The sequence below is a fragment of the Bacillus sp. B25(2016b) genome, assembly GCF_001679765.1.
Classification (GTDB): Bacteria; Bacillota; Bacilli; order Bacillales; family Bacillaceae_G; genus Bacillus_A; species Bacillus_A thuringiensis_K.
Window position 1 is genome coordinate 2,707,117 of the sequence record NZ_CP016285.1, and the last position, 13,175, is coordinate 2,720,291.

Sequence of the window (13,175 nt, forward strand, 5' to 3'; positions counted from 1 at the left end):
CCGCTGTTTCTCTGATAGATGTCCCGTGTTCATTCATATAATAAAGTACATCTAGTTTATACTGGGCTGGGTAGAATGTATAGCACTTTTCAAAGGCCTTTTCACCTGAAGACTCATATCGTCTAATCCACTCACGAAGTACGCTAGGGTTAACTCCTATAGATTTAGCAATTGTTTTTCCACTTTCTGTACCATCTAAATATCGTTTCACCGCTTGGATTTTTTCTTTTGAAGAAAATTTAGCCATAAAAAATGCACCTCCAATTGTTAGACTGTGTCTAACAATTGGGGTGCACTTCACTGCGCTTTCACTGGCTCTTTTAATGTTATTTCAAAAGTAGCAGGTTCTTTTATGAACTCCATAACAGTTGCATCCAATACCTGTTTCCCTTCTTTTGCCGTTAGCAATTCCCCCTTGTAGAACGCAATACTATCTATTTGTGTAAATGGCATAACGATTTTCTTTCCTAATCCGATTTGAATGATTACTTGTTCTTCTGTTACGACAAGGGGATTTTTGAGCATCGCTTGTATTTCAGCTATAAAATAAATCATCGCGTATACATTTAAAATAAGTAAAATCCATGCTATTACTGAATTCCACTGATGTAGTAAATAATGAAAACCAATGCTTTCAATTACTGTTGCGTGAATAATCATGATATACACACCTATAGCACCAGTCTTTTTATGATATGAGTATACAGATTTACCTGTTGGTACTTTTTCACGCCACGATAAAAACGCATAATAGATTAACTTACACTCTGTTAGAATGACATCTACTAACTTACTTCTTTTCATAGTAGCGTCAAACGCTGCATCAATTGCATAAGAAAAGGAATAATTTTCTCTTCTATATTCTTTATATTTTTTTATTATTTTAGGAAGCACTCTAACAATTTTATAGAGAAGGAATAATTCTATACCTACAAATGCAATTTCAGCCGCAACAATAATATAAGAGATGAATGAAAAAGCTTGTAAATAGTCACTTGGAATAATAAATCTTGCAAAAATATAACCAGCTATTACAACAGGAACTATATACGTTAATGAGTATCTTTTTCGAAAAATGAAGAAATACGTGATGATTGGAATGACAAACATGCAATCTAATAATGACCCAAGCACAACTTCTTTCGGCGCAACTGGTACAATTGGAAGGGCATACAATAAATAGTTTGATAGCATAATTAAAGAGACGAGTCCAATCCAAATACCTTTTCGCCTTTGTGATAGTGTAGCCTTCATACGTTCACTCCTTTATTTAAAAACCTCATTTAAATGGTCTTTATAAAATGAAATGGCACGTTCAAATTCTTTTACTTCCTCTACTTTCACGACAGTTTCAAGTAATAATTTCATCGCTGATTGGTGATCGTTTACGTTATATTTTGCTAATGATAAAAATACTTTCATCGGAGCGTTCTCTGGGAATTTTTTCACCCCAGCTTCTAATACTGTAATTGCCTTTTCATATTCCCCTATACAACGATATGTACTTCCTAAACCAATATAAGCACCGCAAAGCGATTCGCCATCAAGTCCATTTGCGATTGCCTGCTCATAATACGGAACTGCTTCTGTTTCTAGCCCCATTACATCATGTATCCACGCACACTGATACAGTACTTCTGCATCCTTTGTAAAGTTTGTTAATCCTATAAGCATCTCTTTAGACTGCGCATACTTCTTTTCGTTTCTAAGTTTAATAGCTTGCTTTAATAAATGTTCCATAGAATCCACTCCTCACCAATTATTCTGTGTATAGCTCTTGATTGATATACGCTTCACATTCGTGTAAAAGTAAAATTCCCACCAATTAAAGTTTCGCTTACTTATTACTATGCGGATTCATTCTTATCTAAAAACTTAATTTTAAAAAGCAGTGACACGATTACATAATATCTCTAAGCTTTTGACAATTTCTTTCGCTGTTTCATCTTTCCCATTGCACAACTTCCCTTTACCATTCTGTCCAATTACATAATGCACAGCTCCGCGCGAATATAAAGAATGTGGTGAATTCGCAATCATTACATTCGCCCTTGCTTCTTTCATTCTATTTTTTGCTCTTTCAAACAGTTCTTCTTCACTTAAATCACTTTCAAGTTTAAAACCAACAAGCACTGTTTCTGGGTCCCATTCTTTTATTTGTTTTAATACTTTTGGAGCCTTTTGAAAATGAATAATCGGTGCTATATCACTTGAAATTTTTCCGTTCATATTAAGAACATTACCATCTTGATCACAAATCTTCTCCACAATCCAATCTGATCCAGCCGCTGCCATAATGACTGCATCAACCTTTTCATGTGTGATGATACTTTTCATTTTATCTTGTAAATCAACGATTCCTTCAAACGGATGTAATTCTAACCCTCTATGTACATCACTCGGTTTCTCCGCAAAATAACCGTGTAAATATATAACATGTGCCCCTTTAGCTAGAAGTTCTTCTGCGATTATCCTTCCAATTGTACCTTTGGCCATATTCGTATGCCCACGTACTTGATCCCATTTTTCTAGACAACCACCGCTCGTAATTAATACCTTTTTCCCCTTCATTGTAACCATCCCTTACTAATTTTTCTTACGAAACCATTCTGTTCCAAAGTCAACTATATCACGCTGTTTCATTAGACGACACGTTGCATTCCCTATCTTCCCATTTTTTACAGTTCCTTTTCGCTCAAACTCCACACCAATTTCTACAAACTTCTCAGATTCGTAATCCATTTCAACAAACTCTTTCCACACTCTTTCACCGTTTTCTATAATAGGTGCTCCTACTTGTATTAACTCACATGCACCAGAACGCACCTCGGATAAATGAACAGACGTATTGGAATCATATCCAACACCAATTAATAATACGTACCCGTCTAAATCATATATTTTTCTTAATGGAGATTCTTCTCCAAAGCTCATTGATAACGAATGGTTCATTGTTATTTCTACTGCATGTTTTCCCCATGCAGCAAAACTTCCTAACGGATGATTACTACGTACTACATTCGGATATGTACGAAAACATTCAACTATTTCACCCATTCCCCTTGTTGGGGTTATACGTGAATCAAATGCTGGGACGTTATCTCGGATAATTTGCCACCAGTCTTCCGGTACAGGTGGTCTTGACCAATGTTTCGGATCGGACAAATCCGAAGATTGCGTTGGCATTATTATCGTTCCTTCTTCCGTAACAACTTTCATTAATGCTTCTACTACAGCAACCGCACCACCAGATATCCACCCGATAGAACTTAGTGATGAATGAACGATAATTGTCATTCCTTTTTCGACTCCTAATGCTTTTAAATCTTTTGTTATTGTTTCGATTGTATTTGGAAATTGTGTACTTGCAACTATTTCATTCATTTTCATATTGGTTCCCCCACTAGCTACGTAAATTTAAACTTTTATATAAATATATTATCATATTTTTCTTAATTTTTAACTTAATCATTTTTCATATCTATAAAAAATGGTAATATTATTACACAAAAATATTTAAATTATAATATTAAGATTTAAATTAAAAAAGAAAGTGAAGATTTTACATCCAACCATAAAAAGCTGTTTTATACATAGACGAAAGAGCTCATCACAAATGATGAGCTCTTTGTTTACTTTATCCTTCAATTGTAGCCCCAGTAAACATTGATAAGTTTCCCGTTATTTTCTCACCTACACGTAAAAATAAGCCTGCTGCTCTTCCGCTTATACAGTGAGAGCCAATTAATAGTTTACCAGTATATGGACCATCCCATGTGTCAATGGTATAGTCAGGCATTTCTATGTATTGCTGGTATATCTTCCTTTGTTCAAAGTAATACTCTGTTTTATCTTCAGCTAATAATTCATCATTTTCGTATATAGATACTCCGCCACCTTCACGACCAAATACAGGTTTTGAAACGTATGATTCATGTCTTTCTAGAAATCGCTTATTTGAAAAATATGTTGGTAGAAAGTATTTATAAATAATGTCTTGCTCTTCTTCTGTAAAGAAAACACTTTCTTCATAAAACTTCCAAATTAGTGCGAGTACACTTTTGTTTTGCATAACAAACGCGGCTGGCGGATTAATAATTTTCACTCTTTCTTGCGCAATATGATCTAAAAATTGCAAACCAATCCTTTTCCCATTCTTATCAACGTCCGTTACTAAATACTCTATTGGATACAGTCTATATAAATATTTTATTTTTTCTCCACTTGGCGTATATATACCATCTTCCGCAACGACAATGTCTTGTATTCCTACATAGTCCGTTGACTGATTTAAGCAATACGTTCTTAAAAACTGGACCGTTTGTCTATCTTCATCGTGCCAATCATAACTAGTAAAATATATCGTCTCTTCAGGGCCTATATGATAGTCATGTTTAATTTGTTCCCATGCTTGCACAATATGCTCTTCTATATGGTTTGGGTGATTTACATCATGATAACGGCATAACACTTCATTTGCGACAGACGGTTCTAAATAGCCTGTTGGCGTATCACAATTTACTTCTATTAATTTTATATCGTCACCATTTACGATAAAATCAAACCTTGTAAAATATGAAAATAAACCATTATGTTTCATTCTCGCCATTTCCCACGCTTCAGCTGGAAATCCAAGTTTTTGAAAATCTTCTGTCGTATTTACAATATATTGATACGTTCTATATAACACATACATGATTTCTTCTGTCGCTTTTGAGATAGCAGTATAAGTTTTTGCTGGCATGCGATACATCCCTGTTGCCATATATTGATTCCATTCTTCATTCTCTAACAGACTAGGCCAAGTGAAACCATTCCTACTAGCCTCTTCTGCAAGTGAAAACCATACTTTCATATACTCTTCTTGCTCTCGTTGTGTATACATTACTCCATTACCCTTTCGTTTTAGGATCCTGCTGGCGCTTTTGCGTTTCCAATTCCACTTGAACCAGAGTTTACTTTCGGTGTTTGCGTAGTAGATGATTTTGGCGTATTTGTATCTGGTGTTACTTTATTGGATGGATTTGGCTGCTGTTTATTTAAATCCACTTTATTGGAAGAATTATTGTTACCGTTAGAACCACCAGAATAACCACCGCTACTACCGCCACCTGTTCTACGCTCATCTTTTTCACGATATGGAATAACATTATTTGCATATGGTTTCTTCATTAAATTTGGTTTTGCTGTATAATTCATATTTGAAGTTCTACTCGCTAATAAATATCCTGCTACAAATGGAAGTATCGGTAAATGAGAGTTTTCATGATAAGATGAAAATGACGGATTATTTTCCTTGCATAACTCATCTGTCTCTATATTTTCATTGGTTGGGGCTTTATCATCACAATTTAATGTTTCTTGTTCATTTCTTTGTTTTGCACCATCTGTTTTAACAGCTGTACTTTCTTGCTGAGCAGTTTCTTCTTCATAATCACCACAACCTGTTAATAAAAAAGATGACATCCCTATTGAAGTAGCTATTTTTATAAACTTACTTTTCTCCATTCTCACGTGTTATACAACTATCTTCTTTTATCTATATTTTTCCAGATACCTATATTATATAATGAAATTATTATTTTTTTCAAACTATATTCAATATGTACAATTATATATTTTCATGCTATTTTTCCATGTAACAATGAAATCTTTCTATCCCTGGATATTTTTCTCCTAAACTTTTAACTTGAAAACCAATTCTTTTATAAAATTCTACCGCCCCATCGTCTGTCTCCGCTTCTATATAAGTCAATTGGTATACTCTTACAATCTCTTTAATCATTTGCAGTGCAATTCCTTTTTGACGATAATCTGGAGCCACTGCTATATGACATATTCTTGCTTTAGTTTCTCCGATTATTTCAATACCTAGACAAGCTTTTTCTTCATATTTGTACAAAGTCCCTTTATTACTTTGATAAAATATTACTGCCTTCTTTAAGCTTATTTCATTTGGACCGACAGCATATTGTAGCACATTTAATATTGAATCTTTTTCAATTTGTTCAACGCGCTGTATATTCATACTTTCATCCCTTTCTATGAAAAAAGACTAGCTCTTAATAAAAAGAGCTAATCTCATTACGCCGTTATTTTTTCTTCTTTTTTTACAACGACAGCCACATAACTATGAAGTATCATTCCAATAATAACGAGACTCATACCAATCCAAGATAATGATGACGGAATTGGTGCAGATAACCAGATCAGCTCTCCTACTAGCGCAAATAAAACTTCACCAGACTGCGTCGCTTCCACTGTTGCTAATTTTTGCGGATCATCTTTCACAAGATCTGTCGCAAAGAAAAATAATACTGTCGCGATTAACCCAGAGCTAACTGCTACAATAAAACATTGAAAAACTTGGCTACTTGACGGTAATCCGCCAGTTGATACTTCGTAACCAGATAATAAAAACCAAAATGGTAAACTTGCTAATGTCATACCGAGTACTCGCTGAAATACATCTAATTCCCCTTTACAAACTTGCATCATTTTTCTATTTCCAAGAGGATACGCAAATGCTGCAATAACTACAGGAACTACACATAAAATGGTTTCACGAATACCTAATGAAGAAGCATGTTCTACTTGCATGAGAACAACACCGAATAAAATAATGCCCGACATAACTAATTCCTTCATCGGAAGTTTTTTATGTAGTGGATCCACCGCAAAAAATGGTGTTAACAAAATCCCTGCAACGATTGTAATTTGCCATGTTGATGCAACGAGCCAACCTGGTCCGAACGCTCCAGCAAAACTAAGCGGTGCATAAAAGAGACCAAATCCAACGATACTCCAAACTAACCATTCTTTCGGATTGTTTTTCATATATTGAAAGAGTTGCTTTAAGTTCCCTCTATACATAACAATAAGTAATAGCATTGGAACCATAAAATAATACCGTAATGATGCACTCCAAATCCAGCTTCCACCTTCTAAGTCCATTGCCCTGTTTAAAACAAAAGTAAAGGCAAAGAAAAATGATGCCAGTATCCCTATAACAATTGCTTTCATTGTAAAACCCCTTGTATTTAATTTTTAATCTCTATGACATATATTTTAGTATACGCGATGAAAAATCTACATACAAACTTACATTTCATTTTGGAATGATGAAGGAATTGTAGTAGATTTACATGGGAATAAAGTGCATTGGTATGAAATCGAGGTCATTACATACCAAAATTTTCAAGGGGCAAAATCTACTTTAATCTCGACCCACTATACTCACCATGAAAATATACGCATCCGCTATAAAAGATGGCTACCAACTATTGCACATTCAATTTACTGGTTTTCTATTGAGAAACCAGTAAATTGAATGATAGCTTGGGAAGAAAAGCGAACGAATAAAAACAAACGCCTCCTTTAATTATTATTTAGAGGCGTTCGTTCATTCAAAAATTAAAGAATATGTAGTTTATATTCTCTGTATAATTTCCTCAATCGACTTATATGAGCTTGATGATACCGATTATGATCTGCTATATGCCATATTTCCCATCTTATTGTCGCAGTTTCCCCTTTTTCATACAAAACTTTCTCTCTTAAAAGAACAACACCATATGTTCATCATCACTATACACACCATTCATTTTTATAGCCCTTTTTTCAATTCCGTACGTTTTAAATCCCATTGATTCATATAATCGTTTTGCTGGTTCGTTCGTTGACACAACTCCTAAATTGAATTGCTCTAGCTTCATCTCTTTTGCCCTTTCAATTGCTTTACGTATTAAATCACGTGCAAGACCACTTCTTCGATTTTCAGTATCTACATACATCGCAACGATATGTCCTTTATGCTTATATGCGTCCTTTTCTTCTGTTAATAAAGTAACAACCCCAACTAAACGATTTTCATTATTAAAAGCACCAAATGTAAAACTACTGTTGGATGAAAGATTACTAGCAACGCGTTCAAGAGGTTTTTCTTGACGTACTGCTTCTTCATAAGTCGTTACAAATGCTTCTGGATTTACTTGTAATGCTTGTAAACGTAACTCCCAATATTGTTTTGCATCCGCTTTTGTAAGTAATCGAATCATTTTATCTTCCCCTTTTTAATTTACATAATATTTTTATAGGCTACTTTTTTTGATTCATACTCTTCTTTTAATATACTGTAACGATTGCGATGAATGAACTTCCCCTGTCTCAATCGATCATTTCTCATTAACCCTTCGCATACAAATCCGGCATTTTCATAACTCTTTTTAGCTTGTGTATTATCTTCATCTACACGTAACCAAATTTTCTCCAATTCAAACTGGGAAAAACCTATTTGTAACATGCTGTTTAGAGCTGCCATTCCAAATCCTTTACCCCAATAGTCTTTATTTCCAATCGCAATTCCTAGTTCTGCATTTTTATTTGTTTTATCAAAATTTTTAAGGTCTACCCATCCAATATGTATACCTGTCTCAGTAACGATTGCCCTTTGTTCATAACCATTTTTTCGGCTTATACAAGCTTCAATCCAGTTTCTCGTATCTCCACGAGTGAACGGAGGATATTGATCTGGTACAACTAAATGCTTTGTTACATTTCTATCTAATGACCATTGATAGCGATCTTCTACATCATCTAGTGTCAATTCTCTTAATTGAACATATGGTACATTCATTGTTCTCTCCCCTTTTTATTTACCAATAGAAAATCATTCGAACACTCTTCCACCATACTGCTCTAACGTCTTTTCTATAAAATGAATTAATTCATTTTTCTCTCCCGTTTTATAAAAATAATCAAAAGCCGCTACAAATTTGTTTGCATATTGCTCATCATATCTTCTTAGCACTCTAATAAACCATTTTGAACTCCCAAGCCACATACCATTTACTCTTAATACATATTCATGTACTAAATCCGCTAATAAATTAGCGATAAACAATTCTTCTTCTCTTTTCGTTGCACCAATAAAGTCATCTAAAGTATCCGTAATAAAATATCGCTTCTGCTTAATCGTTTCTTCGGTCCATTTAGCTGGTCCTTTATGTAGTAAATCATTCGCTTCTTTTTTTAATTTCTCAACAATTTCCTGTTCCCCTTTTAATGCAATCCCTTCTGAAACTAATTGTGGTAACGACGGTCTCCCTCGATCACAATCCATTTTGAAAAAAGTTTTATATGTTTCAAAATTATGAACAAACACCTCAACAGGCCATCCATTACTATAGAAAGATTCTCTATAACAAGAAGTTAAACTGTGGTCAACTATTACAATATCAAGGTCAGATGTTTTCGTCGCTTCTCCTCGTGCAACGCTTCCGCCGAGTAAAGCTACATCACAATTCGGAAATTGTGATGTAATTATGTTTTGTGCTGCTTCGATTGGTTTCATAACCGCTCCTCTTTTCTTATTCCACTTTCTTTTTTTTAGCTCTTTCTCTCGCTTTTTTTATATAGCTTTCTGCATCTGGTGTTTTACATGATGTTGCACCGTGATCAACCTCTACTTTTCCAATTTCACTTGCAATTCCAATCGCTTGTCGCTCTAAGTCTTCATTACGAATTCCTATTGCGATTAAAGCACTATTCATCGCTTCTTTTTTTCTATTTTTTTCATTATGTATATTTTCTTTAATCTCTTCTAAGTACGGAGAGAAGAAATCATCATGTAACGTTTTATTTTTAATCGCTATATTTGCTAATAAAGACCAGCCAGCTCTTCCAATCCATTCATCATTAGACTTTGTCCACTCTTCCATTCTTTCTATTGCAATTGGCGAAGTACATATAGATGTCATAAGAACATCCATTAAACAGTAATAATCAACATCCTGAACCCAACTATTAAGCTGCTCTGTCGTTATTTTCTTCGGGTCTAAAATATAAGTTGCTAATGTCATCGCGTCCATATTTTTCGTTTCCCACAATTCAACTGCTAAATCGTGATCTTTTTTTATCATCTTTTTTAACAATTTTAAATTTGCAAAACTAACTCCAAATAACGGCTCTTTCGCTCCGTGGTTTTTATACGTTTTTCGATTTTGTTCTGTTCCATATCCTTCTAGTTGCTGCATTACTTCCTCAAGTAACATATACCCACCTCTTTATCTTTTATGTTGACTATATATATGTATGTACGATATATTCTACATTACTTTTTGGTTTTCCTATATTTATTTTTAAAATACGGTATGTGAAATTTCTAAACATTGCACAACTACACTATCAAAAAACTGTATATTTAACATGTACAGTTTTTTGATGGTAACAATTTTCCGTAGAATAAGATATAAACTACGAAAGAATTTTTAATGAGAGGTGTATTTCCAACATGTTTAGAAAACTCTTTAAAATGGTTTACTATCATACTTTTATACCTCCTTCATAAATTATGTGTATTACATTTGTTCTTAGCCAAAATCTTTCTACATTTTAATAACTCTCTCAATAAGATTTTCTTATATAGAAATCCCTACAAACGCTGTAGGGATTTTTGTATAAATCATTTTGTTACACTCTTTTTCATATGATAATAGTTTCTTTATTCAGATGCATTCATAAGCACAATTCTCCAACCATCTGGATCCTCTATTGTGGTTCCTTTCTCTATCCAATACGGGTTTTCTGGTTCCACCTCATGATAGCCCATATTACTTAATCGATTTACTATCTTTTCAATTTCATCTTTATTAGGCATATAAAAAACTAGTAAATTATCTTTTGTCGGCGCTGGACATGGACTTCCATTAACATGTGTAGTAAACTCCAAATGATACTCTTCATCTGGTAATCCAAACATAACCCCGTCATATCCTTCGTGATTGTGAAATTCTCCTATACGTTTTAGTCCTAATCCTGTTTCATAAAAACTTATCACTTCTTCAAATTTATCTGTTGGTCTTGCAATTCTAAATTGAACCCAATTCTTCATGCAAATCTCCTCCTTTTCATTTTCCAAAGCTTTATAGTAATTAGTATAGGTTACATATATTTCCTTTGACATCCCTCATTAGTGTGAGCTTCCTAAGTTGAAAGACCTATTAGTTAATAAACAATAGGTCTTTCGTATAAAATTCATATAAAACTAGTTATATAAATGTAGAGATGAAATATAAGCTATTACGTATGAAATAATTCTCCTTGCAGAGCCTTTATATACCGATCAGCAAATCTTTGTACAGCTTCATTCGCATCTTCCACCACACCATGAAATGCATTATATAGTCGGCTAAATACAAATATTCGAATCAATAATTAGAACGAAAATGAAGTGATACGAAAGTATGATTAGCCTTCTTTCGGTTTTAAGACTTTAGTCTCATTCCTATAAATTTTTTATTTCCTACTTCCAAGGTAATAGTTTTTAATTTTATTAAAACTTTCTAATATATTTAACACTTTAATCGTTAAAAGAAAGCACAAATCTTCATAAAATAAACGAATCAATTAATTTTTTGTCACAACTTTAACACAACCATACCTACTATTACACATCAGGAGGGTATTAGGTTTAAATTAAGGAGAGAGATAATTATGCTGTATGAAGTATTTGATACGGAAGGCAGTAACAATATAAAGTTTGTTGATAAAACTAACAGGTGAATTTAATATGATAATTGAAGAGTTTGTAAAGAAAGATTAATATTGATTTCAAGCTTCATTTTAGGGGAAATAAACATTACAAACTATATGAATTAATAAGTAGCATTAAAGCAAAATTTATATCCACGAAATATTTAAATTCATATACAATTTTATACAACCACTTTTTATAAAACAAGAAAAGTGGTTGTATGTGTTAGAAAGTATTCTTTTTTACAAAATCACGCTACATATTTCATTAAACTACAACTACTCGTTTTCTTTTTTCTTCTTTTGTTCCTCAGAAGGTTCTTCTGTTGGGTCTGGTTCTTGTTCATCCTTTTTGTTTAATTCATTATTTTTTTCTTTAGCAGGATCTTGTTTGTCATTTTTTTCCTCCTGTCTTTGTTCAGAAGGTTCCTCCGTTGGATCTGGCTCCTTTTCGTCTTTTGGAGCTGGATTACAACCAATTAATAATCCTACTGTAAATATGCTTGTCATAAATATTGAAAACATTTTTTTATAATTCAATTAAAACACCTCCTAAAATTAATATCCCTTATATTGTTTCCAATTAATAATTCAATTTATCCAATTATTTGTGACATTTCTTTAAAAATGACATTCCTTTAAAATCTTGCATACATTTGGCTAAACTTTTTTACACTTGTAAAAAAGTTTCTTTGCATTTCCCTACCTATAATTGCTAATATAGTAGAGTAGAACTTTTATAGAGAGAAGGAAAATTATGCACAATGGAATTCGAATGACAACTTTAGTAAAAAGGGCTATGTTAGTGTGTGCGGGGGTATTATTCACATACGAAGCGGCTTTTGGATCAGTACATACCGCTCTAGCTAGTACAGAGGATGAAGCAAAATCTGTTCAACTTGTAAGTGAGATTCAAACATCTCTTGCTCCGAAAGAAGCGCCAAAACATTATAACGGGCAAGTTAGAAAAGTCGCTTATTTAACATTTGATGACGGTCCTGGAAAATACACAGCTGAGCTTTTAGATATGTTAAAGAAAGAAAATGCAAAAGCAACATTCTTCCTAATTGGTTCAAACGTAAAAGCTTTCCCTGATCTTGTAAAACGCGAAGATGCTGAAGGCCACTACGTTGGGATGCACAGTATGACTCATAACTACAAGAAACTCTACACTGAAGGTCATTACGTAGATGAAATGAAGGAAGACCAAGGCTTAATCGCTGGTGTTTTAGGTAAATCACCAGTATTAACTCGTCCATCTTACGGCTCTATGCCAGGATTAAACGAAGCTCTTCGCAACAAAGTTGTAGAAAATGGCTTAAAAGTTTGGGATTGGACAATTGATTCTTTAGACTGGAAATATAACAAAATGCAAGTTGATGCTGCATCTGCTAAAATTGTAGAAAACGTGTTACATGGTGCTACAAATCCAACAGAAGTTATCCTTATGCATGATATTCATCCACAATCAGTAAAAGCAGTTCCTGGAATTATTAAAGGACTGAAAGAAAAAGGATATGAATTAGAAGCATATAATGAGAACGAACACTTCCCATTAAACTTCTGGCATGATAATCGTATGTAATGAAAAGACTTGATTTCCTCTAGTAGGTTATCAAGTCTTTTTTATCGTTTTTAGAATT

The 13,175-nt window shown here is 33.5% G+C and carries 16 protein-coding genes and 2 pseudogenes; 1 reads left to right on the forward strand and 17 read right to left on the reverse strand.

Going from position 1 to position 13,175, the window contains the following annotated elements; translation table 11 throughout:
- From BAQ53_RS13875 to BAQ53_RS13950, 17 genes and pseudogenes are all read right to left on the reverse strand, one after another.
- Positions 1-247, reverse strand: a 247-nt coding sequence (locus tag BAQ53_RS13875) for a transposase (RefSeq protein ID WP_208905495.1), incomplete at its 3' end; no start/stop codon positions are given.
- Positions 248-297: 50 nt separating this feature from the next.
- Positions 298-1,254 carry a hypothetical protein gene (locus tag BAQ53_RS13880; RefSeq protein ID WP_208905497.1) on the reverse strand — a complete coding sequence of 319 codons (957 nt, stop codon included), beginning with the start codon at positions 1,252-1,254 and terminating at the stop codon, positions 298-300.
- Between the two features lie 12 nt (positions 1,255-1,266).
- Positions 1,267-1,740: a tetratricopeptide repeat protein gene (locus BAQ53_RS13885; protein ID WP_151522618.1), complete on the reverse strand. Its 474-nt coding sequence runs from the start codon at positions 1,738-1,740 to the stop codon at positions 1,267-1,269.
- Between the two features lie 141 nt (positions 1,741-1,881).
- Positions 1,882-2,571, reverse strand: a complete 690-nt coding sequence (locus tag BAQ53_RS13890) for a phosphopantothenoylcysteine decarboxylase domain-containing protein (protein ID WP_000676728.1) — start codon at positions 2,569-2,571, stop codon at positions 1,882-1,884.
- A 15-nt stretch (positions 2,572-2,586) separates the two neighbouring features.
- Entirely contained in the window at positions 2,587-3,390 is an 804-nt protein-coding gene (locus BAQ53_RS13895) for an AAC(3) family N-acetyltransferase (protein ID WP_000783346.1), read from the reverse strand.
- Positions 3,391-3,637: 247 nt separating this feature from the next.
- Positions 3,638-4,885 carry a glutathionylspermidine synthase family protein gene (locus tag BAQ53_RS13900; protein ID WP_208905499.1) on the reverse strand — a complete coding sequence of 416 codons (1,248 nt, stop codon included), beginning with the start codon at positions 4,883-4,885 and terminating at the stop codon, positions 3,638-3,640.
- A 20-nt stretch (positions 4,886-4,905) separates the two neighbouring features.
- Positions 4,906-5,514, reverse strand: a complete 609-nt coding sequence (locus BAQ53_RS13905; RefSeq protein ID WP_001242220.1) for a hypothetical protein — start codon at positions 5,512-5,514, stop codon at positions 4,906-4,908.
- 112 nt (positions 5,515-5,626) lie between these two features.
- Positions 5,627-6,028 carry a GNAT family N-acetyltransferase gene (locus tag BAQ53_RS13910; RefSeq protein WP_001025789.1) on the reverse strand — a complete coding sequence of 134 codons (402 nt, stop codon included), beginning with the start codon at positions 6,026-6,028 and terminating at the stop codon, positions 5,627-5,629.
- A gap of 56 nt (positions 6,029-6,084) precedes the next feature.
- The gene (locus tag BAQ53_RS13915) at positions 6,085-7,023 is read right to left on the reverse strand and encodes a DMT family transporter (protein ID WP_000644589.1); all 939 of its coding nucleotides are present in this window, start codon (positions 7,021-7,023) and stop codon (positions 6,085-6,087) included.
- Positions 7,024-7,413: 390 nt separating this feature from the next.
- Positions 7,414-7,560 (reverse strand): annotated as a pseudogene (locus tag BAQ53_RS13920) (DinB family protein); the annotation flags it as partial.
- Positions 7,557-8,057: a GNAT family N-acetyltransferase gene (locus BAQ53_RS13925; protein ID WP_000620319.1), complete on the reverse strand. Its 501-nt coding sequence runs from the start codon at positions 8,055-8,057 to the stop codon at positions 7,557-7,559. The gene BAQ53_RS13925 and the pseudogene BAQ53_RS13920, both read right to left, overlap by 4 nt.
- 20 nt (positions 8,058-8,077) lie before the next feature.
- The gene (locus BAQ53_RS13930; RefSeq protein ID WP_001102506.1) at positions 8,078-8,635 is read right to left on the reverse strand and encodes a GNAT family N-acetyltransferase; all 558 of its coding nucleotides are present in this window, start codon (positions 8,633-8,635) and stop codon (positions 8,078-8,080) included.
- A gap of 33 nt (positions 8,636-8,668) precedes the next feature.
- Entirely contained in the window at positions 8,669-9,352 is a 684-nt protein-coding gene (locus BAQ53_RS13935; protein ID WP_208905502.1) for a nucleotidyltransferase domain-containing protein, read from the reverse strand.
- Positions 9,353-9,368: 16 nt separating this feature from the next.
- A complete protein-coding gene (locus BAQ53_RS13940; protein WP_000923463.1) occupies positions 9,369-10,052 on the reverse strand; it encodes a DNA alkylation repair protein in 684 nt (227 codons plus the stop codon).
- Positions 10,053-10,501: 449 nt separating this feature from the next.
- Positions 10,502-10,891, reverse strand: coding sequence for a VOC family protein (locus tag BAQ53_RS13945; RefSeq protein WP_000800670.1), 390 nt, complete (start codon positions 10,889-10,891; stop codon positions 10,502-10,504).
- Positions 10,892-11,079: 188 nt separating this feature from the next.
- A pseudogene (locus BAQ53_RS26635) lies at positions 11,080-11,193 on the reverse strand (hypothetical protein); the annotation flags it as partial.
- Between the two features lie 618 nt (positions 11,194-11,811).
- Complete coding sequence (locus tag BAQ53_RS13950) at positions 11,812-12,072, reverse strand: hypothetical protein (protein ID WP_001106981.1); 261 nt, start codon at positions 12,070-12,072, stop codon at positions 11,812-11,814.
- A gap of 217 nt (positions 12,073-12,289) precedes the next feature.
- Here BAQ53_RS13950 and BAQ53_RS13955 point away from each other — a divergent pair, with 217 nt between their 5' ends.
- Positions 12,290-13,117 carry a peptidoglycan-N-acetylglucosamine deacetylase gene (locus tag BAQ53_RS13955; RefSeq protein ID WP_000551445.1) on the forward strand — a complete coding sequence of 276 codons (828 nt, stop codon included), beginning with the start codon at positions 12,290-12,292 and terminating at the stop codon, positions 13,115-13,117.
- Positions 13,118-13,175 lie beyond the last annotated feature (58 nt).

What these genes read in the sequence shown, in the direction of transcription:
- BAQ53_RS13880 (WP_208905497.1), bottom strand. Translation starts at nt 1,254, where the DNA reads ATGAAGGCTACACTATCACAAAGGCGAAAAGGTATTTGGATTGGACTC.
- BAQ53_RS13885 (WP_151522618.1), bottom strand. Translation starts at nt 1,740, where the DNA reads ATGGAACATTTATTAAAGCAAGCTATTAAACTTAGAAACGAAAAGAAG.
- BAQ53_RS13890 (WP_000676728.1), bottom strand. Translation starts at nt 2,571, where the DNA reads ATGAAGGGGAAAAAGGTATTAATTACGAGCGGTGGTTGTCTAGAAAAA.
- BAQ53_RS13895 (WP_000783346.1), bottom strand. Translation starts at nt 3,390, where the DNA reads ATGAAAATGAATGAAATAGTTGCAAGTACACAATTTCCAAATACAATC.
- BAQ53_RS13900 (WP_208905499.1), bottom strand. Translation starts at nt 4,885, where the DNA reads ATGTATACACAACGAGAGCAAGAAGAGTATATGAAAGTATGGTTTTCA.
- BAQ53_RS13910 (WP_001025789.1), bottom strand. Translation starts at nt 6,028, where the DNA reads ATGAATATACAGCGCGTTGAACAAATTGAAAAAGATTCAATATTAAAT.
- BAQ53_RS13915 (WP_000644589.1), bottom strand. Translation starts at nt 7,023, where the DNA reads ATGAAAGCAATTGTTATAGGGATACTGGCATCATTTTTCTTTGCCTTT.
- BAQ53_RS13925 (WP_000620319.1), bottom strand. Translation starts at nt 8,057, where the DNA reads ATGATTCGATTACTTACAAAAGCGGATGCAAAACAATATTGGGAGTTA.
- BAQ53_RS13930 (WP_001102506.1), bottom strand. Translation starts at nt 8,635, where the DNA reads ATGAATGTACCATATGTTCAATTAAGAGAATTGACACTAGATGATGTA.
- BAQ53_RS13935 (WP_208905502.1), bottom strand. Translation starts at nt 9,352, where the DNA reads ATGAAACCAATCGAAGCAGCACAAAACATAATTACATCACAATTTCCG.
- BAQ53_RS13940 (WP_000923463.1), bottom strand. Translation starts at nt 10,052, where the DNA reads ATGTTACTTGAGGAAGTAATGCAGCAACTAGAAGGATATGGAACAGAA.
- BAQ53_RS13945 (WP_000800670.1), bottom strand. Translation starts at nt 10,891, where the DNA reads ATGAAGAATTGGGTTCAATTTAGAATTGCAAGACCAACAGATAAATTT.
- BAQ53_RS13955 (WP_000551445.1), top strand. Translation starts at nt 12,290, where the DNA reads ATGCACAATGGAATTCGAATGACAACTTTAGTAAAAAGGGCTATGTTA.